This window comes from Marinobacter sp. tcs-11 (assembly GCF_002049515.1).
Classification (GTDB): domain Bacteria; phylum Pseudomonadota; class Gammaproteobacteria; order Pseudomonadales; family Oleiphilaceae; genus Marinobacter; species Marinobacter nauticus.
This window is the reverse complement of sequence record NZ_LLYU01000001.1, coordinates 239,495-258,579: the sequence shown is the minus strand read 5'-3', so window position 1 is coordinate 258,579 and position 19,085 is coordinate 239,495. Positions and strand designations below refer to the sequence as shown.

Annotated in this window: 19 protein-coding genes and 1 tRNA gene; 12 read left to right on the top strand and 8 right to left on the bottom strand. The window is 57.8% G+C overall.

The features are described from left to right. Nucleotides 1-24: 24 nt before the first annotated feature. Nucleotides 25-813 (top strand): slipin family protein, encoded by a 789-nt coding sequence (locus tag ARC85_RS01150; protein WP_153739735.1) that lies wholly within the window; start codon nucleotides 25-27, stop codon nucleotides 811-813. A gap of 65 nt (nucleotides 814-878) precedes the next feature. On the opposite strand, the gene ARC85_RS01145 is transcribed toward ARC85_RS01150, so the two are convergent. From ARC85_RS01145 to ARC85_RS01135, 3 genes are all read right to left on the bottom strand, one after another. Next, nucleotides 879-1,160, bottom strand: a complete 282-nt coding sequence (locus ARC85_RS01145; protein ID WP_011783700.1) for an Lpp/OprI family alanine-zipper lipoprotein — start codon at nucleotides 1,158-1,160, stop codon at nucleotides 879-881. Nucleotides 1,161-1,372: 212 nt separating this feature from the next. Further along, nucleotides 1,373-1,930 (bottom strand): L,D-transpeptidase family protein, encoded by a 558-nt coding sequence (locus tag ARC85_RS01140; protein ID WP_153739736.1) that lies wholly within the window; start codon nucleotides 1,928-1,930, stop codon nucleotides 1,373-1,375. A gap of 119 nt (nucleotides 1,931-2,049) precedes the next feature. Then, nucleotides 2,050-3,762 carry a potassium/proton antiporter gene (locus ARC85_RS01135; protein WP_153739737.1) on the bottom strand — a complete coding sequence of 571 codons (1,713 nt, stop codon included), beginning with the start codon at nucleotides 3,760-3,762 and terminating at the stop codon, nucleotides 2,050-2,052. A 72-nt stretch (nucleotides 3,763-3,834) separates the two neighbouring features. Here ARC85_RS01135 and ARC85_RS01130 point away from each other — a divergent pair. Next, nucleotides 3,835-3,908, top strand: a tRNA-Gly gene (locus ARC85_RS01130). 122 nt (nucleotides 3,909-4,030) lie between these two features. Here the strand turns inward: ARC85_RS01130 and ARC85_RS01125 are convergent. Beyond that, nucleotides 4,031-4,939 (bottom strand): LysR family transcriptional regulator, encoded by a 909-nt coding sequence (locus tag ARC85_RS01125; protein WP_153739738.1) that lies wholly within the window; start codon nucleotides 4,937-4,939, stop codon nucleotides 4,031-4,033. Between the two features lie 165 nt (nucleotides 4,940-5,104). Here ARC85_RS01125 and ARC85_RS01120 point away from each other — a divergent pair, with 165 nt between their 5' ends. Both ARC85_RS01120 and ARC85_RS01115 read left to right on the top strand, forming a co-directional pair. Beyond that, nucleotides 5,105-5,548, top strand: coding sequence for a DoxX family protein (locus tag ARC85_RS01120; RefSeq protein WP_153739739.1), 444 nt, complete (start codon nucleotides 5,105-5,107; stop codon nucleotides 5,546-5,548). Nucleotides 5,549-5,563: 15 nt separating this feature from the next. Continuing rightward, nucleotides 5,564-6,364 (top strand): DODA-type extradiol aromatic ring-opening family dioxygenase, encoded by an 801-nt coding sequence (locus ARC85_RS01115; protein WP_153739740.1) that lies wholly within the window; start codon nucleotides 5,564-5,566, stop codon nucleotides 6,362-6,364. 1 nt (nucleotide 6,365) lies between these two features. On the opposite strand, the gene ARC85_RS01110 is transcribed toward ARC85_RS01115, so the two are convergent. Continuing rightward, on the bottom strand, nucleotides 6,366-7,676 hold the full coding sequence (locus ARC85_RS01110; protein ID WP_014420117.1) for an NAD(P)/FAD-dependent oxidoreductase: 1,311 nt from the start codon (nucleotides 7,674-7,676) through the stop codon (nucleotides 6,366-6,368). A gap of 248 nt (nucleotides 7,677-7,924) precedes the next feature. Between ARC85_RS01110 and ARC85_RS01105 the strand changes: the two genes are divergently transcribed. After that, a complete protein-coding gene (locus tag ARC85_RS01105; RefSeq protein ID WP_121208084.1) occupies nucleotides 7,925-8,551 on the top strand; it encodes a YbhB/YbcL family Raf kinase inhibitor-like protein in 627 nt (208 codons plus the stop codon). Nucleotides 8,552-8,684: 133 nt separating this feature from the next. Then, the gene (locus ARC85_RS01100; RefSeq protein WP_153739741.1) at nucleotides 8,685-9,536 is read left to right on the top strand and encodes a UDP-2,3-diacylglucosamine diphosphatase; all 852 of its coding nucleotides are present in this window, start codon (nucleotides 8,685-8,687) and stop codon (nucleotides 9,534-9,536) included. Between the two features lies 1 nt (nucleotide 9,537). Here the strand turns inward: ARC85_RS01100 and ARC85_RS01095 are convergent, their stop codons facing one another. The 3 genes from ARC85_RS01095 to ARC85_RS01085 all read right to left on the bottom strand — a co-directional run bounded on the left by ARC85_RS01095 (nucleotide 9,538) and on the right by ARC85_RS01085 (nucleotide 11,112). Then, entirely contained in the window at nucleotides 9,538-10,146 is a 609-nt protein-coding gene (locus ARC85_RS01095) for a TetR/AcrR family transcriptional regulator (protein WP_222534194.1), read from the bottom strand. Nucleotides 10,147-10,240: 94 nt separating this feature from the next. Next, complete coding sequence (locus ARC85_RS01090) at nucleotides 10,241-10,501, bottom strand: zf-HC2 domain-containing protein (RefSeq protein WP_199452033.1); 261 nt, start codon at nucleotides 10,499-10,501, stop codon at nucleotides 10,241-10,243. Then, on the bottom strand, nucleotides 10,495-11,112 hold the full coding sequence (locus ARC85_RS01085; protein ID WP_226596846.1) for an RNA polymerase sigma factor: 618 nt from the start codon (nucleotides 11,110-11,112) through the stop codon (nucleotides 10,495-10,497). The genes ARC85_RS01090 and ARC85_RS01085 overlap by 7 nt, the downstream gene beginning before the upstream one ends. Nucleotides 11,113-11,361: 249 nt before the next feature. Here ARC85_RS01085 and ARC85_RS01080 point away from each other — a divergent pair, with 249 nt between their 5' ends. From ARC85_RS01080 to ectB, 6 genes are all read left to right on the top strand, one after another. Then, a complete protein-coding gene (locus ARC85_RS01080; RefSeq protein ID WP_286714171.1) occupies nucleotides 11,362-13,572 on the top strand; it encodes a dihydrolipoyl dehydrogenase family protein in 2,211 nt (736 codons plus the stop codon). Then, entirely contained in the window at nucleotides 13,538-14,509 is a 972-nt protein-coding gene (locus tag ARC85_RS01075) for a radical SAM protein (RefSeq protein WP_286714170.1), read from the top strand. The genes ARC85_RS01080 and ARC85_RS01075 overlap by 35 nt, the downstream gene beginning before the upstream one ends. A gap of 31 nt (nucleotides 14,510-14,540) precedes the next feature. Then, nucleotides 14,541-15,944, top strand: coding sequence for a sodium:solute symporter family transporter (locus ARC85_RS01070; protein WP_199452029.1), 1,404 nt, complete (start codon nucleotides 14,541-14,543; stop codon nucleotides 15,942-15,944). Nucleotides 15,945-15,965: 21 nt separating this feature from the next. After that, on the top strand, nucleotides 15,966-16,922 hold the full coding sequence (locus ARC85_RS01065) for a hypothetical protein (protein ID WP_286714169.1): 957 nt from the start codon (nucleotides 15,966-15,968) through the stop codon (nucleotides 16,920-16,922). Nucleotides 16,923-17,071: 149 nt separating this feature from the next. Further along, nucleotides 17,072-17,587 (top strand): diaminobutyrate acetyltransferase, encoded by a 516-nt coding sequence (ectA, locus tag ARC85_RS01060; protein WP_011783727.1) that lies wholly within the window; start codon nucleotides 17,072-17,074, stop codon nucleotides 17,585-17,587. 181 nt (nucleotides 17,588-17,768) lie between these two features. Continuing rightward, on the top strand, nucleotides 17,769-19,037 hold the full coding sequence (gene ectB / locus ARC85_RS01055; RefSeq protein ID WP_014420132.1) for a diaminobutyrate--2-oxoglutarate transaminase: 1,269 nt from the start codon (nucleotides 17,769-17,771) through the stop codon (nucleotides 19,035-19,037). The last annotated feature ends 48 nt before the right edge of the window (nucleotides 19,038-19,085 follow it).

Genomic DNA, 19,085 nt, shown 5'->3' with positions numbered 1-19,085 from the left:
TCAACGGCAAATCAAGGAGGCCGTATGAATCTCGGTGACATTATTCCCTATATTGCACCGACGGTGGTGCTGCTGCTGATCCTGGGGTCAGCAATCAAGATCCTGCCGGAATACGAGCGTGGCGTGGTCTTTTTTCTGGGTCGGTTCCAGGGCGTGAAAGGCCCGGGACTGATCATCGTCATTCCCGGTATCCAGCAGATTGTGCGAGTTGACCTTCGGGTGATCACCCTGGATGTCCCCAGCCAGGACGTGATCTCCAAAGACAACGTTACCGTCCGGGTAAATGCGGTGCTGTACTTCCGGGTGGTGGATCCGGAAAAAGCCATTATCCGGGTTGAAGATTATGGTGCCGCTACCAGCCAGTTGGCCCAGACGACACTGCGATCTGTACTGGGCAAGCACGACCTGGACGAGATGTTATCCGAACGGGACAAGCTGAACGCCGACATTCAGGAGATCATTGATGCCCAGACCGAAGAATGGGGTATCAAGGTGGCGAATGTGGAAATCAAGCATGTGGATCTGAACGAATCCATGATCCGCGCCATCGCCCGTCAGGCGGAAGCCGAGCGGGAGCGCCGGGCCAAGGTTATCCACGCTGAAGGCGAGCTTCAGGCGTCGAAGAAACTGGTGGAGGCAGCAGAAGTCATGTCGGCGAACTCGGGGGCTATGCAGTTGCGTTATCTGCAGACCTTGGCGGATATGAGCAACACCAACTCATCGACCATTGTTTTCCCACTGCCGATGGATATGATCAAGAACTTCCTGGACAACCAGTCGGCTAACAAAGGGCCGGACAAACCAGACCAGTAAAGCCGGGGGGGCAGACAGCCACAAAAAAGGCCGGATTAACCGGCCTTTTTTGCTAGCTGACAGCCTTACTTCTGGCTGGCACGCTCGAGCATACGCTTGGCGCGCTCGTTTGCTTCGTCAGCAGCTTTCTGGGCAGCACGGGCTGCAGCCAGAGCTTCTTCAGCAGTCTGCTGGGCAGTGCGTGCACTGCTGGCGGCGCTGTTAGCTGTGTTCAGGGCGTTGTTGGCAGTCTGCTCAGCGGAGCTGGCAGTTGCATTTGCTTCGTCGATAGCAGCTTGTTCAGTAGTGGCACAACCTGCAGTCAGAGCAGTAGCCAGTGCAAACCCGGCGATCGTCAGTTTACGCATTGTAAATCCCCTTATTGGTCGTTTTATTTCCTGTGATCCGGAAGCCGGTCAGACAGCTCCCTTCTGCTAGGCCCGATAGGCAGTGACTACCGGAGTCGTTAAACAGTGTAAAACACTCAGAGACAAAATGTTAACTAAGGATACGTAAATTTTCTTAGCTTATGACAACAACTTAATCCGGCTTTCATGGCGTTGTCACCAAGCAGAACGAATCACGGAACGATGCGGATGGGGGTTCCATTCTGGACCAGTTGCCAGATTTCATCCATGGCTTCGTTGCTCACTGCAATGCAGCCATTGGTCCAGTCCAGCCCGGTGTAGGCAAAGGCCATGTCGCCGGCATTGTTGGGCAGGCCATGGATCATGATGCTGCCGCCGGGATCAAGACCCCAGGCTTCAGCCAGTTCCCGGTCGCGGGGGCTGGGGTAGGAAATGTGGATGGATTTATAGAAGTCGCTGCTGGCATTGCGCCAGTCCAGTACATAGTCACCCTCGGGTGTGCGTTCATCCCCCTCGTACAGCTTGTGGCCGACGGGATTGTCGCCGAGGGAGATCCGGTACTGGCGTACGGTTTCATCACCGCTGAGCAGGTAAAGGCGACGTTCTCCTTTGTTGACCAGTACCTGGGTAATCTCCAGCAGGCCTTCCATTAACGCCGGTTCCGGTGGGCTCGGCATCATGCGGGTGTCGGCCCGGGCCAGAAGCTCAGAGGTTGACGCCATCAGAGGGGAGGCAATCAGGGCGATGGTCAGTAGAACTCGAACAATCATGAAACTCGCACAAATCGGTAAATGGTTAAACTTTGTTCATGCTGTTTATACCATAGCCTGGTAACGGGGTGATAAGGGGTTCTGTTACAGAGTTTGGCTTTTCTTGACCGGGATCCCATTCAGGAATCCATTTTCATGCCTACTTTGGTCACCCGGTCAGCGTCGGTGGCCCTGGCGACCAGGGTAACGGGCCCCAGCACAACCTTGTCACCAACCACCGGGTGGCCCTTGGTACGCCTGGCAAAACACTCAGCCAGGGAGAGTTCGGGCGGCAGCTCGTCAAATTCGATGCCGTACACCTGTTCAACATCCCCCAGCAGGGCATCGCCATTGAGCACAAAATCCCCGAAGAATGCCCGTTCTGCCAGATGCTTCGGCGCCTGCCTGCCGCTAAGGGCCTTGCCAAGATCCGGCAGCAAGGCTGGCGTGGCAAACATGGCCACCACATCGCCTGAGGCAACTTCCAGTTCCCGGGTCGGTTGCAGGCATTTGCGATCCCGGAAGATACCGGCAACGGCGGTATTGTCGGGTAGCCTGAGCTGGCCGAGGGCCCGGGGGCTTTCCCAATTCTTGCCGCGCAGCGGAAACAGCATCAGTTCGTGATCACCTGCGGCAGGCACATCCAGAGGTAGCCTGCGGTACGGATCTTCCCCTGCAGGCACCTCCAGTTTCAGTTTGCGCGCCAATGGTGCCATGGTGGTGCCCTGTACCAGCAGCGATACCAGCACAATAAAGAAGGCGGCATGGAACACCAGTTGGGCATCCGGAAGGTCTGCAATAATCGGAAACAGGGCGAGCACGATCGGCACTGCGCCACGCAGGCCCACCCAGCTGATAAACCCCAACTCCCGCCGATTGAACGCGAAAGGCCAAAGCGTGAGTAGCACGGTGGCCGGCCGGATCACGAAAATCAGCGCCAGTGCCAGAATCAGACCGCCACCGGCCAGCGGCACCAGATCCGATGGATTAACCAGCAGGCCCAGCATCAGGAACAGGCAAAGCTGTGCCAGCCAGGCCAGGCCATCATGCACCTGAAGAATCATCGGCATCATCCGAACATGCCGGTTACCAATCACCACCCCGGTGAGGTAAATCGCCAGAAAGCCACTGCCGCCGATGGCGTTGGTTGAGGAGAACACGGCGATGCCGGCAGCGGCTACCAGCAGCGGGTAAAGCGACGGGGTCAGTCGTATCCGGTTGACCAGCTGAACCACGGCAAAGCCACCAAGGAGGCCGGCCACCGTGCCGATGCCGAACTGCTGTACCAGCATCATCAGGCCTTTGGCCAATGCCCCCTCTTCGTAACTGCCAATCAGGGTAACCAGCAGCAGAGTCAGGAAAATGGCCATGGGGTCGTTACTGCCGGATTCGATTTCCAGCGTGGCGCTGACCCGCTCGTTCAGATGCAGGCCCCGGCCCTGGAGTAGTGAGAAGACGGCGGCGGCATCGGTGGAGGAAATAATGGCGCCGACCAGCAAAGCCATCAGCCAGTGCAGGTCGAACACCCACCAGGCAACCAGTGCGGCGCCACCGGCGGTCAGGCCAACGCCAAGGGTGGCCAGTACCAGTGCCGGCCGCAGACCTACCCGGAACGTTTCCACCCGGGTACGCATGCCGCCATCCAGCAGAATCACACCCAGCGCCAGATTGGCGATCAGGAAGGCCAGCTCGAAGTTGTCGAATTCGATACCACCCGGGCCGTCCTCCCCCATCATCATGCCCACGACCAGGAAGATCAGCAGCACGGGCATGCCAACGCGGCTGGAAAGCGGGCTGAGAACGATGCTGATCACCAGCATCAAGGCGCCAATCAGGGTAAGTGTGGGATCCATCAGACTCCAGACCAAAGGGGCTTGCCCGAACGCAGGGCCCGGGCTTATATTGCTGTGGCAATCATTATGCAGGCGGGCGTAGCTCAATGGTAGAGCAGAGGCTTCCCAAGCCTACGACGTGGGTTCGATTCCCATCGCCCGCTCCAGGTTGATCCCCGCAAATATCTCAGAATCTCCTTAAATATCCGCTTTCCAACAACTTGAAAATGTCCAATGACGTTGTGCTCGGTGTATATCCGCGCGTCTTTTGATTGACGGTGCATTGCAGCTACTCAAACCTGTCCCAATAGGGCGGATCACCAAAATAGCCGTCGATGAAGTCGATGAAGCTGCGGACCTTGCTTGCCAGTAACTGGCGGTGAGCGTAGACGGCGTATAGCCCCAGCGGCTCCGGTTCATGTTCCGGCAGGACGATCGTTAACTTGCCTTCCTGAATGGCGGGGCCCGCGATAAAGGTCGGTTGCAGGGCAATCCCGGCCCCGGCAATGGCTGCCTCGACAAGCACGTCGCCGTTGTTGCTGACCATTCCCTGCAGGTTGTCACTGCGGTTGTCCTGGAGCCACTTCTGCGGGGGATGGTTGGAATCCGGGTCCATGTAGCTGTAGCGCAGGTACTGATGGTCCCGGAGGTCTTCCGGTTTGCCGGGGCTGCCGTATCGTGCCAGATAAGCTGGAGAGGCACACAGCACCAGCCGCACCGGCGCCACCCGCTTGGCGATCAGGGAAGAGCTTTGCAGGCGGCCGATGCGCAGCGCGATATCGAAGCCTTCCTCGACTATGTCGACTTTCCGGTCATTGAGTTGCAGGTCAATACCCACGGCGGGGTGCATTCGCTGGAACTCGGTCAGCAGGGCCGGCATGTGGCGAATGGCGAAAGAAACCGGGGCACTGATGCGCAGCAGGCCCTGGGCCTCGGTTTGCAGGTCGCCGAGCTGATTTTCCAGATCATCAATATCGCTGAGCACCTGCTGGGCCCGCGGGTAATATTGCCTGCCTGCTTCGGTCAGGTGGAGCCTGCGCGTGGTGCGGTTCAGCAACCGAACGCCCAGGTGCGTCTCCAGCTGAGACACGTATTTGCTGACCAGTTGTGGCGAGGTGTCCAGGCGGTCAGCGGCTCGGGTGAAGCTGCCTTCGTTGACCACTGTCACGAAGGTGCGCATGGCTTCAATACGATCCATGGCGGTGTCCTGATCTGAGTTGTGCTGATGATTATCAATAAAATGACGATAATATAGCAACAAGAGTCATCTTAGTCTTTGAGATTGGTGATAGTAAAGTGAGCCCATAGCCTGAAGCCAGGGCTTCGGGATAAACCAATCAGAGAAAGACTTAAGGTGACGAATATGAACGCTCAATTCACAAAGGCATTACTCCAATCCAATGGTGGCTTTGCCGCACTGGTACTGAGGGTTCCGGTGGGGCTGATCCTGGCCGCTCATGGTGCCCAGAAACTGTTCGGCTGGTTTGGCGGATACGGGCTGGAAGGTACCGGACAATGGCTGGCCAGTATTGGCCTGGAGCCTGGCTACCTGATGGCCTTGCTGGCAGGTGGTGCCGAATTCTTTGGCGGTCTGGCACTGGTGCTCGGGCTACTGACACGTCCGGCGGCGGTGGTTGCGGCTTTTACCATGTTGGTGGCCATTTTCGCGGTGCATATCGGTAATGGCTTGTTTATGGCCAATAATGGTTACGAGTATGCACTCACGCTGTTTGCCGCCACCGTCGCTCTGGCGATTCAGGGCGCAGGCCGGTTCGCTGTCGATAATCTGTTGCATAAAGAAAGCTGAACCGGGGAGAACGCCATGAGCAAAGCGACCGATGTACTGTTTGTTTCCCACGGTGGCGGCCCCATGCCGCTGCTGGGAGATCCCGGGCACCAGGACATGGTGGACCGGTTAACAGAGCTAGCGGCTGACCTGCGCAAACCCTCTGCGATACTGGTGATCAGCGCCCACTGGGAGGAGGCGATCCCGACCATTACCTCAGGTACTACGCCGTCGCTGATTTACGATTATTACGGTTTTCCTTCGGAAGCCTACAAGATCGAATACCCCTGCCCGGGTGAGCCAGTGCTGGCGCAGCAGGTCGCCCAGGCGTTGGATCAGGCTGGTATCCAGGCCCGCCTGGATGACCAGCGGGGCCTGGATCACGGCGCGTTCGTGCCGCTTAAACTGATGTATCCGGAGGCAAAGATTCCCTGCATTCAGCTCTCACTGGTCAACACTCTGGACGCCAGTACGCACCTTGCGATTGGCCGGGCATTGCAGGCACTGGATTACGATCACCTGCTGGTGCTTGGCTCAGGCTTCTCGTTCCACAACATGCGGGCCTTCTTTGCTGCACAGACACCGGAAATCCAGGCCCGTAACCTGGCCTTTGAGGACTGGCTGGAACAGACCTGCAGCGACAGCTCCCTGTCGGAGCCGGAGCGGGCGAAGCGCCTGGCAGATTGGGAGCAAGCGCCCCATGCCCGGTTCTGTCACCCCCGGGAAGAGCACCTCCTGCCCTTGCACGTGTGCTATGGCCTCGCCAACAAAGCCAGCGACCGGCACATTGCCGCAACCATCCTCGGGAAACAGTCGGGGATGTTTTACTGGGGCTGAATCAGTGCAGCTTCAACCGTGGCTGCATGGCCCGACTGATCTTGTCCATCAGCCAGATCACGCCGGTTCGCAGGAAACCGTGCAAGGCCACCTGGTGCATTCGGTACAGCGACACGTAGAACAGCCTGGCCACTTTCCCTTCGATATACATACTGCGTCCGGACAGGTTACCCATCAGGTTGCCGACGGTGGTGTATTTGCTGAAGTTGATCAGTGAGCCATGGTCGTTGTACACGAAGGGAACGGCTTCTTTGCCTTCCAGCCGGTTGCAGAGGGTTTTGAACAGGGCATCGGCCTGCTGGTGTGCGGCCTGGGCACGTGGTGGCACCGGCCGGTCGGATTCCGGCTGCGGGCAGGCGGCGCAGTCACCAAACGCGAAGATATCCGCATCTTTGGTGGTTTTCAGGGTCTGTTCCACCAGCAGCTGATTGCCGCGATTGGTCTCCAGGCCGTCCAGTTCCGCCAGGAACGGCGGTGCTTTGATGCCAGCGGCCCAGATGGTCATTTCCGAGGGCAGTTCAGTGCCGTCCTTCATGATCAGACTGTTCTCGCGCACCTCGCTTACAGGTTGTCCGGTCAATACCTTGACCTTCTGGCGTTCCAGTTCCCGGGTGGCTGCGGCGGAAAGGCGCCCGGGCAGCGCAGGCAATATGCGGTCGGCCGCCTCGATCACGCTGATGGAAACATCGGAAGATTTGAGGTGGTTCATGCCGTAGATGGGCAATTCGCGGGATGCCAGTCTCAGTTCGGCGGCCAGTTCCACGCCCGTGGCTCCGGCACCAATGATGCTGATGTTCAGGGCATGGGGCTGGCCCTGAAGGGCTTCGTGGTTTTTGCGCAGGAAGGCATTGAGCATCAGGTTATGAAAGCGGCGAGCCTGCTTCAGACTGTCCAGGAACAGGCAGTGGTCCTGTGCGCCGGGGGTGCCGAAGTCGTTCGCGGTGCTGCCAACAGCAATCACCAGGGTGTCGTAATGAAGGCGCCGTTCCGGCACTACTTCTTGGCCTTCTTCATCCCGGAACGGGGCAATCACGATCGCTTTATTGGTCCGGTCCAGACCGCTCATGCGGCCGAGCTGAAACTCGTAATGGTGCTTGCGGGCGTGGGCGCGGTAATTGATTTCGTTGGCGCTGGCGTCCAGCGAGCCGGAGGCCACTTCATGCAGCAGGGGTTTCCAAACATGGGTAAGACCGGCGTCGACCAGGGAAATACGGGCTTTGCCTTTTTTGCCAAGCTTGTTGCCCAGACTGGTGACCAGTTCCAGACCGCCGGCTCCGCCGCCGACCACGACTATGTGATGAAGGTTTTCCATAACGTTTCAGACCTTTAAGTGATGAGAGCCAAACGCTCTCGGATGAAAGCGCTTGGCTGTCGTCACTGGCCTGAATGTCTATGATTAGGGAGCTAATACAGGGGCGTATACTACCGCCGATGTTGAAGCGAGACAATTGAGCCCAAGTACCTATTGGCTCCATCGTTAGTATTGTCGGGCTGGACACAGAGCCGTTGGCGCTGCTACAAACTTCTCATCCACTTGAAGAACAGACAGGAGAAAGCGACGTGAAACTGCAGGTTCGAGGTGTTGAGGAAGGCCAGCCGGTACCGGAAAAATTTGCCTTCGGTGTGTTCAGTGAGCAGGACCACATGAGTTTTGGTCCCAACCGGAATCCAGAGCTGGTCTGGGACGGTGCACCGGAGGGCACCAAAAGCTTTGTGGTGATGATGTTTGACCCGGATGTGCCCAGCGTCGCCGACGACGTCAATCAGGAAGGCAAGACCGTACCGGCCGACCTGCCACGCGTCGATTTCTTCCATTGGCTGCTGGTGGATATTCCCGCTGGCACAAAGCGGATCCCGGAAGGTGAAGACAGCGATGGTGTCAGTCCCAAGGGCAAGGATTATGGACCTGGCCCGATTGGTGTCCGTGGTGTGAACAATTACACCCAGTTTCTGGCCGGCAATCCGGACATGGCCGGCACCTATGCCGGTTATGACGGCCCCTGCCCGCCCTGGAACGATGAAATCATCCATCACTACCACTTTGAAGTGCATGCTCTGGATGTAGACACCCTGGGCCTGGAGGGTGAATTTGACGGCAACGACGTGCGTCAGGCCATGGCCGGACATGTGCTGGCCAGTGCCCGGGTAACCGGCACCTACACGCTTAATCCCGCCCTTCGCCAGTAGTTGCAGCCAGCGGAGCCGGCCACATCGGCTCCGCTTTCATCAAATTGTCTTGGTGCTGTCACCCCGGTGTCACCGGGTGTTGCCAAGGTGATGTCAGGATCCTGAAAGCAGGCCTGTTCTCACCGGAGGCACCATGCGACAGTATCGAAGCGTATTCATATCCGACGTCCATCTGGGTACCGCCGATTGCCAGGCGGACTATCTGCTGGATTTCCTGAATAACATTCAATGCCAGACACTTTACCTGGTAGGCGACATCGTCGACCTGATTGCCATGCAGCGACGGGCTCATTTCCCAGACAGCCACCGACAGATTATCCACAAGCTGCTGGAGCTGGCGGCAACGGGAACCCGGGTGGTGTACATCCCGGGCAATCACGATGAATTTTTCCGGCGTTTCTGTGGCCAGACATTTTCCGGCATCGAATTGCAGTACAAGGCCGTGCATACCACCGCCGACGACCGTCAGTTTCTGGTCTGCCATGGCGACCAGTTTGACCAGGTGGTGCGCTGCAGCCCTTTGATGCTGCTGGTCGGAGACCGCGCCCATGGGTTGTTGCTGCGTCTGAACCGCTGGTTCAACGCCCTGCGGCGATTACAGGGCAAGCCCTACTGGTCGCTGGCGGCCTGGATCAAAAGCCGGATTGGCAAGGCCAGAACCTTTATCCGCCGTTTCGAGTTGGCGGCGCTGACCGCGGCGGAAAAAGGCCACTATCACGGTTTTATCTGCGGCCATATCCACTCGGCGGGCTTCCTGCGCAGCGAAGAGGGTCTCTACTGTAACGATGGCGACTGGGTGGAACACTGCACCGCACTGGTGGAGCGGGAAAACGGTCGGCTGGAACTGCTGCACTGGTCCGAATCGCCTGTGACCCTGAGTCAGGAACCGGAGACGCCGAACCCGGAGCTGGCCGGTGACGCCCGGCCCGTGATTGATGCGTTACCGGCGGCGTTTCTGGAGCAAATCAACGGTCCCGCCCGGTGATTCAGTTGTGGACCCGATAGGGCTCCAGGATAGCCGCCATATCCTGACCCAACTGTTCGAGGTCGGTCCGAGATAGCTCCCGTTCGGCGATGGAACGAAGCCCCATGATCTGACTCTGATACAGTCTGGCCAGGCGTCGGCAATCTGTGTCGGGCGCCAGCTCGCCCTGCTTTCTGGCGGCTTCCAGTAACTCGGTAAAGGCATTTTCAATGGCGGTCAGTAAGGCCTTTGCCTCTTGATGGAGCGCGGTGTTGGTGTTGCTGGATTCAAGCAGCGTTTTCACAATCAGGCAGGCCCGCGCCGGGGTGCTGCTGTCTGGCTCTGAACAGCTCCTGGCGATCTTGACCAGAAAAGCCTGCAGGCCATCCAGCACGTTGTTGTAGCCGGCCATGTGGCAGGCAAGATCTTCGCCTGCCTGGTGCGCATACCTTGCCAGCGCTTCCGAAAACAGCCCGTCTTTACTGCCGAATGTTGCGTAGATGCTGCCCGGGCGCATGTCCAGAGCCCGCTCAATCTGCTTCATGGAGCTGCCATGGTAGCCCTTGTGCCAGAACAGGCCGACCGCGCTGGCAAGGGCAGTTTCCCGATCATAGCTTGGAGGTCTGGGCATCTGTTTCCCCGCTGGGTCTTTCAATGAATATTCGGGCAATCATAACGTGAGTGTTCGCTCAAAAATAGCTGCGATTGAATTGCAGGGTGGGCTGTCAGTCGCCATCTACATCTTTGCCTCTTCGGGCGTTCAAGGCTTCGGCTACCCGTTCATCAATCTTGCGCAGAAACGCCTCCTCGGTTCGTGCCGAGGCGTGGGCACCCAGCAACTCATTGCTGGCGCGCAGGTTACCGATAAAGGTTCGGCAGTGTTTGCACATCATCAAATGTGTTTTCACCGACAGATTCCGCCGGGTACCCAGTTCGCCGTCGATGTAGTCACTGGCGATCCTGGCCAGCTCGCTGCATTTCAGCATTCGCCGGTCTCCTGAAAGGTTTCTACCATCAGAAAGATCTTCTGCCTGGCACGATGTAACAACACCCGAAGATTGGACGCGCTGACACCGAGAATGTTACAGAGGTCGTCTGATTTGTGCTGGTGCGCCTCGTAGAGAATCAGGGCGGAGCGTTGGGTTTCCGGCAACGCAGAGAGATGTTTGTCCAGGCACTGGTTAAGAGCGCCATTTTCCATCAGCGTATCGGCAGATTCATGAAACTTCAGCCTGGGGGGTAATTGCCAGTGGCCTCTGGCGTTGAAGCGTTCCGCCAGAGCAGGCTCCAGGCTGTCTGAGTCTTCGAGAGGGACTTCCCGTTTACTTGCCCGCAGCCGATTCTTGCAACGGTTGGCGACAATGCGGTGCAACCAGGTTTTTAGCCCCGAACGGCCCTCAAATTTCTGAATGGCATCGATGACGGCGACCCAGCAGTCCTGCACGACGTCTTCGGCGGCCGCCTCATCAAGGTAAAACCTGGCGACCGCGAGCATACCGGGCGTGAAGCTGCGCACAGCTTCCCGAAAGGCGAGGTTGTCTCCGTCACGCAGCCCGCATACTAGCGCCTGCTCGTGTGGAGGGGCTGTGTGAGTCATGGTTATTCTCTTTCGTGAGCGGTCGTTCAAGAATAGCGGTAAGGCGCCCGATGTGTCGAGAAGTTTCCCTGACTGTATGCACTAACAACTTGTGACTGAATTGTTAAACAATCGTGTGTATTTGATGACATCTGGCAGGGCACGATGACGTAAAACCCAATAGGCATGTTTAAAAGGTGGGCGAGGTGTAACAGGTGTAGAGTTGATGTGTCTCAAAGGTAAACGATAAGTGTTTAAAGGGTTTCTTTCATGACATTGAAAAAGTGGATTCTTGTTTTCGCCATTGCGATTGTTGTGATCGGCTTTATCGCAGCTGGCGGAAATGAACTTCTGACACTGGAAAACCTGAAGAGACATCAGCAGAGTCTTGGCGACTGGATTGATTCGAATCTACTGATTGCGCTTTCCGCTTTTGTGGTGGTTTATGTACTGGTTACCGCATTGTCTTTGCCGGGGGCAACGGTCATGACTCTGGCAGGAGGGGCTTTCTTCGGAAACCTGTACGGATTTGCTGCGGTGTCTTTAGCCTCGACCGTTGGAGCCTCTTTGGCGTTCCTGGCTGCTCGTTTCCTGGTGCGGGATTCGTTGCGCAAACGTTACGGAGACACAGTGGCGAAAATGGACCGTGGCATCGAAAAAGATGGTGCCTTCTACTTGGCCACCCTGAGGCTTGTACCGGTGTTCCCTTTTTTCCTGATCAACCTGGCCATGGGCCTGACCGCCATGAAGCTGCGCACCTATGCCGTGGTGAGCTGGGTTGCCATGTTGCCTGGCACGGTTGTTTACGTAAACGCCGGCACCCAGTTGGGGCAGATTCAGTCCACCGGTGACATTGTCTCGGTTGACCTGCTGCTGTCCTTTGCATTGTTGGGTCTCTTTCCCTTGATTGCCAAGTTTGTGGTGGGCTTCATCCGCCGCCGCAAAGTGTATGCCGGCTGGCAGAAACCCGCGCATTTCGACTACAACCTGCTGGTCATTGGCGGTGGTTCCGCCGGTCTGGTCTCTGCCTATATAGCGGCGGCGGTGAAAGCGAAGGTTGCCCTGATAGAAAAGCACAAGATGGGCGGCGATTGCCTCAATACCGGCTGCGTGCCCTCCAAAGCCCTGATTCGCAGCGCCAGGGCGGCGGATACGCTGCGCCATGCCAATCGGTACGGGCTGGAATCGGTGCCGGTCAAAGGCTCATTCAACAACATCATGAACCGCGTCAGGGAGGTGATTGCGAAAGTTGAGCCCCACGATTCTCCCGAGCGTTACCGAAAACTGGGTGTGGACTGCATTGCTGGTGAAGCCAGCTTTGTGTCGCCCTGGGAACTGGAAGTAAGGCACAACGATGGCCGCACCGAGCGCCTCACCGCCCGCAGCATCGTCGTGGCCACTGGTGGCAAGCCGGCGGTACCTTCAATTCCTGGTCTGGAAGACATGGAGCCGCTGACCTCGGACAACCTGTGGCAACTGGAAGAACAGCCTGACCGTCTGCTGGTGCTCGGCGGTGGCCCGATTGGCTCGGAACTGGCTCATGCGTTTGCGCGGCTGGGTAGTCAGGTGACGCAGGTGGAAATGGGTGAGCGCCTGCTGGCGAAAGAGGATGCCGATGTCTCTGAACTGGTGTTGAAACAGTTTCGGGCAGACGGCGTGGACGTTCGGTTGAAACATTCTGCCGCCGAGTTTCGTATAGAGGAAGGGGAGAAGGTTGCCTACTGTAAGCATGAAGGTGAGCGGGTACGCATTCCTTTCGATCAGGTTCTCGTGGCGGTTGGCCGCGCAGCCAACACCGCCGGCCTGAATCTGGAGCGTATTGGTGTGGAAACCCTGCCAAACGGAACGGTACCGGTGGAAGAGGACATGAGCCTGAGGTACCCGAATGTGTTTGCCTGTGGCGATGTGGCCGGCCCGTACCAGTTCACTCACGCTGCGGCCCACCAGGCCTGGTACGCGGCCGTTAACGGACTGTTCGGGCAGTTCAGGCGCTTCAAGGTGGATTATCGGGTAATGCCCTGGGTCACCTTTACCTCGCCGGAAGTGGCCAGGGTTGGGTTGAGTGAGAATGAGGCTAAGGAAAAGGGTGTGGCCTACGAGGTCACTCGTTACGGCCTGGATGACCTGGACCGGGCCATTGCCGAAAGCGAGGACAATGGCTTTATCAAGGTGCTGACAGCGCCGGGCAAAGACAAGATTCTTGGCGCTGTGGTGGTGGGCACGCACGCCGGGGAAATCCTGGCCGAGTTCACCCTGGCGATGAAACACGGTCTGGGCCTGAACAAGATCCTGGGCACCATTCACCCCTACCCGACCTGGAACGAGTCGGCCAAGTACGCGGCCGGTGAATGGAAGCGCTCTCATGCCCCTGAAGGCATTCTGAAGCTGCTGGAGAAGCTCCATGGCTGGCGCCGTGGGAAAAAGACGAATACACCAAGGAGCCACTATGCCCCTGACCAAAACCCGACCGGCCCGCGCTAAACGCATTCCGGCCGTGGAAGTTCTGGAACCCCGGGCCCGTGATCGCTGGACCCGCACCCGCAACGGTGATCCCCGGGGATACATCGATGCCGACAGGCTAAAAGAGCTGTGGATACACACTGGTACCGCCTGCAACCTGGCCTGCCCGTTTTGCCTGGAGGGTTCCCATCCCGGTGATGGCCGCATCCCGGGCATGAAGCTCCTTGACGTGAAACCGTTTATCCACGAAGCCATTGACATGGGCGTGGAGCAGTTTTCCTTCACCGGTGGTGAGCCCTTCGTGATCCGGGATTTCGTCAATATCCTGGACTACGCGAGCCAGTACCGCCCCTGCTTTGTGCTCACCAACGCCACTGAGCCGCTGCACAGGCGCCAGCACCAGGTGCTGCCCTTATTGGATAACCCCTATCCGATCCACTTCCGGGTGAGCCTGGATTTTCCCGACCGCGCCCGGCATGACAAGGACCGCGGCGAGGGCAGCTTTGATGAGGCCTTGCAGGGCATCCGCTGGCTGATCGAACAGGGTTTCAAGGTATCCATTGCCCGCCAGACCGATCCGAAGGAAATTCCGGCTGATATCGAAGCCGCGTTCCGTGGAATCTTCCGGGAATGGGGCATTCCGGAGGGCCTGGCGTTCACCGCGTTTCCGGACCTGGGCACGCCTGGTTCGGAAGATGGCAGCCCGGAGATTACCGAGACCTGCATGGAGAAGTATCCGACGAAGGAATCCCGGTCGCACTTTATGTGCACCTATACGCGGATGCTGGTGAAGAAGGGCGAACAGGTGCGGGTGTATGCCTGCACGCTGGTGGACGATGATCCGCAGTATGACCTTGGCGGCACGCTGGCGGAGAGTATGGACGAGCGGATCATGCTGCGGCATCACCGGTGTTTCTCGTGCTACCGCTTTGGGGCGAGTTGTTCGGCGCCTGCGTAGATCCGTTAAACCGTAAACCAGGAACAAGACAATGAATTTTACCGAAGCATCCCTGTTCTGGGGATTCCTGCTGGTCTACGGCGTGGTTATGTATGCGCTGTCGCCCAAGAGCAAGAACGCAAACTCTTTTTATAAGGGCGCCGATGATCAGGGCAACCCGGTGGGTCAGTGGTCGCTGACGGCGAGTATTTTTATCAGCTGGATCTTTGCCAAGTCGGTGACTAATGCGGCGAATCTGGGGGCGGCTTATGGTGTGGTGGGCGGTCTGGCTTATGCCAGTTACTGGCTGTCCATCCCGGTGGCAGGCTATGTGATTTACCTGATCCGGACCCAGACCGGGGCCCGGAGTCTGCAGGATTTTCTGACCTCGCGTTTCGGGAGGCTGGCCAGTCTGGCGTTTGCCGCGGCGGTTCTTATCCGGCTCTATAACGAGGTCTGGAGTAACACCGCGGTGGTGGGCGGTTACTTCGGGTTGCCCGGTGAGTGGGAGTATTACGCGGCGGCGATGCTGTTTACGGTGTTTACCCTGGCTTACAGTCTGAAGGGCGGTCTCCGGTCCTCGATCTTCACCGATGTGATTCAGGCCTTCGTGTTTGTGTTCTTTGTGGGGGCGGTATTGTTCCTGATCATCCCTGCCAACGACACCAGCGCCCTGTTGACTAATGGTGAGTTCCGGCTCAATGCTGGTTTCGACTTGCTGTTGGTGGCTCTGTTGCAACTGTTCAGTTATCCATTCCACGATCCGGTGCTGACTGACCGGGGCTTTGTGAACAAGGAAAAGACCATGCTCAAGAGCTTTGTGGTCGCCGGATTGTTGGGCTTTGTGGCGGTGTTTATTTTCAGTCTGGTGGGCGTTCACGCCCGGGTTAACGGCATTGAGGCCATGGGGAACGCTCCCGCAGCAGTGGGCCAGTCCCTGGGGCTGGCGGCGTTGTTCTTCATGAGCGTGGTGATGATGACCTCGGCCGGTTCCACTCTCGATTCCACCTTTACCTCACTGGCCAAGTCCCTTGCGGTGGATCTGCCTCGCCTGGCGCGGCGTGCGTCGGACAAGCTGCCGAGCATGAGAGTGGGGGCCGTGGTGATGGTGATTTTTGCCTTCCTGGGTAACCTGCCCATGTTCGCCGGTACTGACATCCTCAAGGCGACGACCATCTCGGGCACTATGGTCATGGGGCTGGCGCCGGTTTTCCTGTTCTATGGTTTTACCCAGTGGTCGCCCTGGAGCTTCCATCTCAGCTTCTGGACCGGGCTTGGTCTTGGTGTTCTGTTGGCGGTGGGCCTCATCCCATCAAGCTGGGCGATTGGTGACGGTGCCTATGCGATGTTGCTGGGCGTGAATGCTTACGGTTTCCTGATCTGTACGGTGTGTTTCTTCCTGCCCTTGCTGTTAAAGCGTTTGGCTGGAAAGCCGGTGGCCGCCGAAGGTGCCTGACCAGAACGGAGGGGCCAGATCATGGCTGATAAGGAAGGGCGCAGCTGCCCGCTGGCATACCGCTACAAGCCAGAGTCTCTTTGCAGAGAGCCGGCGCATGTTTCTGAGGATGTGCTGTACATCGTCGGTGGTCTTTACGGCAATGCCTTCGCCCTTGATGAAATCGAGGCCATGGTGCGCGCAGAGGAGCGCCATGGCCACCGGGTGAAGCTGGTCTTCAATGGCGATTTCAACTGGTTTAACGCTGACGACACTCTGTTCCGGGAGATCAACAGCCGGATCCTGGACCACACAGCGATTCTCGGCAACGTGGATTATGAGCTCTCGGTCCCCAATGCCGGCGCCGGCTGTGGCTGCGCTTACCCGGAGTATGTGGATCAGGGAGTGGTGGAGCGGTCCAATCAGATGATGGGGCGGCTGCAGGTGGTGGCGGACCGACACCCCGATATTCAAAAGAAACTCTCATTATTGCCACGATACCGTTGCCTGATATTTGGAGGCCTAAAGGTTTTGGTCTTGCATGGTGATCCGGAGTCTCTGGCCGGGTGGGGGCTGGCTCACGAATCCATTGCCTCGGGCAGCGAGGAAAAGCTGGCGTACTGGTTTCGCGCCACCGGTGCCAACCTGATTGCTTGCACCCATACCTGTCTGCCGGTGATCTGGTCCGGTAAAGTGGATGAAAAACAACGGATCGTGGCCAATAACGGTGCGGCCGGCATGGGGAATCTGCGTGCCGACTCCCGGGGGCTCGTTACCCGCATTGGCTTTACAAGCCCTTTTATGGAGCCGTTGGCGGCAATTGCGCGGCCCGGTCTGCATGTTTCCCTGATGCCGGTGGCTTACGATATCGATGCCTGGCTGGCTCAGTTTGACAGGCTTTGGCCCGAAGGGTCTCCTGCCGCTGTGTCCTATCGAAGACGCCTGACTGACGGCACCCATCTTGTGCCGGAGGGCATCATTTTTCCGTCTTTCCGGTAACCAATTTGTCACTGGCAAATGCTTCAATCCGGTCTATTCTGAAACGATCGGGCCCGGGCCGTGTTGAGTGGCTGGCCGGGGTCGACTTGAAATATATTTTGTGGTCTATATAATTCAACACTAACTTTTGGCAGCGAATTGATCACGTTATGACATCAGAAGGATCGAATACCACCGCCATCACCCTGCGTAAACCGACAAAGGATGATGGCTACAGGCTTCACCAGCTGGTTGCGGAATGCCCCCCGCTGGACCCCAACTCGATTTACTGCAACCTGTTGCAGTGCAGCCACTTTGCCGAGACCGGCGTGGCCGCGGAGAAGGAAGGCGATCTGGTCGGCTTTATCTCCGGATACATCCCTCCCCAACAGCCCGAGACCGTGTTTGTCTGGCAGGTGGCGGTTCACGAGAAAGGTCGTGGACAGGGCCTCGCCAAGCGGATGCTGAAGGAAATCGTTGGCCGGGACGCGTGCAGCAATGTCACGCACCTGGAAACCACGATTACCGAAGACAACGAGGCCTCCTGGGCGCTGTTCCGCTCTTTCGCCCGTGACCTGGGAGCCGAGCTCACCTACCACGAGCATTTCGAGAAAGAGACCCACTTTGGCGGCAAGCACGATTCTGAGTTCCTGCTGCGCATCGGGCCTTTCACGAACCCTGTCTGAGAGCCTGTGTTCACGCCTTCTGGCGTGAACCACTGACGAGATTGTAGTAGCCGGCAGGCCACCCGGGGTGGGCCTGCCATACGGCTTAAAGCAACGCTCGGCGGGTCTGTTGCGACCGACACGTTTTACCGACAGGCTCCCGCGCATTTACCTCGAACCTGACATGCTAAGAGGCAAGACAATGGAAATTTTCAAGTCGACTGAATCTGAAGTTCGCGTTTATTCCCGTGCTTTTCCTGTGATTTTCAACCGCGCCAAGAACGCGCATCTGTACACCGAAGATGGCAAGGAATACCTGGACTTTCTGGCCGGTGCCGGTTCCCTGAACTACGGCCACAATAACGACATCCTGAAGAAAGCGCTGCTTGAGTACATTGAAGCGGACGGCGTGAGCCAGGGCCTGGACCTGTTCACCACGGCCAAGCACGACTTCATGGAATCGTACAAAAAGCACATCCTCGATCCCCGTGGTCTGGACTACAAGATGCAGTTCACCGGTCCCACCGGTACCAACTGTGTGGAAGCGGCCATGAAGCTGGCCCGTAAGGTGAAAGGCCGTACCAACATCATTTCCTTCACCAACGGTTTTCACGGTGTCACTACCGGTGCGGTAGCAGCCACTGGTAACGAGCATCACCGTGGTGGCGTAGGTATTCCCCTGGGGCATGTCGACTTCATGTTCTACGATGGCTACCTGGGCGAAGACGTTGATACCCTGGCCATCATGGACAAGGTGCTGTCAGACAGCTCTTCCGGCGTTGAGCTGCCGGCTGCCGTCATTGTTGAAGCCGTACAGGGCGAGGGTGGTCTGAACGCCGCCCGTGCCGAGTGGCTTAAAGGTCTGTCCGAGCTGTGCCAGAAGCACGATATTCTGCTGATTGTGGATGATATCCAGGCGGGCAACGGCCGTACCGGCGAGTTCTTCAGCTTCGAGTTCGCCGGCATCAAGCCGGACATTGTGACCGTGTCCAAGTCCCTGAGCGGCTATGGTCTGCCGATGGCACTGGTGCTGTTCAAGCCGGAACTGGACGTGTGGGAATCCGGTGAGCACAACGGTACCTTCCGTGGTAACAACATGGCGTTTGTCACTGCCCGTGCCGCCATTGAAACCTACTGGAAGGACGACACCTTTGCCAACGAAGTGAAGGCCAAGACCAAGGTGCTGGGTGATGCCCTGCAGGCCATCTGCGACAAGTACCCGGGTGAGTTCAAGATGAAAGGCCGGGGCCTGATGCGCGGCATCGAGGCCAAGCATGCAGATCTGACCGGGCCGATCACCAAGCGTGCTTTCGAGCACGGTCTGATCATCGAGACCAGTGGCCCGAACGATGAGGTGATCAAGTGCCTGATGCCGCTGACCACCAGCGAAGATGATCTGCGCCTGGGTGTGAAAATCCTGGCCGAGAGTGTCGATGAGATCATGCAGGAAGGTGTTAGCGAGGCGTCGTAAGACGCCCGCCATCCCACACTTACATTCCGCAGGATAGCAAAGGCAACG

Excerpts from the sequence above, each read along its gene's own strand:
- ARC85_RS01125 (WP_153739738.1), bottom strand. The coding sequence starts at position 4,939 with ATGGATCGTATTGAAGCCATGCGCACCTTCGTGACAGTGGTCAACGAA.
- ARC85_RS01070 (WP_199452029.1), top strand. The coding sequence starts at position 14,541 with ATGAATTTTACCGAAGCATCCCTGTTCTGGGGATTCCTGCTGGTCTAC.
- ARC85_RS01080 (WP_286714171.1), top strand. The coding sequence starts at position 11,362 with ATGACATTGAAAAAGTGGATTCTTGTTTTCGCCATTGCGATTGTTGTG.
- ARC85_RS01085 (WP_226596846.1), bottom strand. The coding sequence starts at position 11,112 with ATGACTCACACAGCCCCTCCACACGAGCAGGCGCTAGTATGCGGGCTG.
- ARC85_RS01150 (WP_153739735.1), top strand. The coding sequence starts at position 25 with ATGAATCTCGGTGACATTATTCCCTATATTGCACCGACGGTGGTGCTG.
- ARC85_RS01075 (WP_286714170.1), top strand. The coding sequence starts at position 13,538 with ATGCCCCTGACCAAAACCCGACCGGCCCGCGCTAAACGCATTCCGGCC.
- ectB (WP_014420132.1), top strand. The coding sequence starts at position 17,769 with ATGGAAATTTTCAAGTCGACTGAATCTGAAGTTCGCGTTTATTCCCGT.
- ARC85_RS01095 (WP_222534194.1), bottom strand. The coding sequence starts at position 10,146 with ATGCCCAGACCTCCAAGCTATGATCGGGAAACTGCCCTTGCCAGCGCG.
- ARC85_RS01120 (WP_153739739.1), top strand. The coding sequence starts at position 5,105 with ATGAACGCTCAATTCACAAAGGCATTACTCCAATCCAATGGTGGCTTT.
- ectA (WP_011783727.1), top strand. The coding sequence starts at position 17,072 with ATGACATCAGAAGGATCGAATACCACCGCCATCACCCTGCGTAAACCG.
- ARC85_RS01110 (WP_014420117.1), bottom strand. The coding sequence starts at position 7,676 with ATGGAAAACCTTCATCACATAGTCGTGGTCGGCGGCGGAGCCGGCGGT.
- ARC85_RS01135 (WP_153739737.1), bottom strand. The coding sequence starts at position 3,762 with ATGGATCCCACACTTACCCTGATTGGCGCCTTGATGCTGGTGATCAGC.
- ARC85_RS01065 (WP_286714169.1), top strand. The coding sequence starts at position 15,966 with ATGGCTGATAAGGAAGGGCGCAGCTGCCCGCTGGCATACCGCTACAAG.
- ARC85_RS01145 (WP_011783700.1), bottom strand. The coding sequence starts at position 1,160 with ATGCGTAAACTGACGATCGCCGGGTTTGCACTGGCTACTGCTCTGACT.
- ARC85_RS01115 (WP_153739740.1), top strand. The coding sequence starts at position 5,564 with ATGAGCAAAGCGACCGATGTACTGTTTGTTTCCCACGGTGGCGGCCCC.
- ARC85_RS01140 (WP_153739736.1), bottom strand. The coding sequence starts at position 1,930 with ATGATTGTTCGAGTTCTACTGACCATCGCCCTGATTGCCTCCCCTCTG.
- ARC85_RS01090 (WP_199452033.1), bottom strand. The coding sequence starts at position 10,501 with ATGCTGAAATGCAGCGAGCTGGCCAGGATCGCCAGTGACTACATCGAC.
- ARC85_RS01100 (WP_153739741.1), top strand. The coding sequence starts at position 8,685 with ATGCGACAGTATCGAAGCGTATTCATATCCGACGTCCATCTGGGTACC.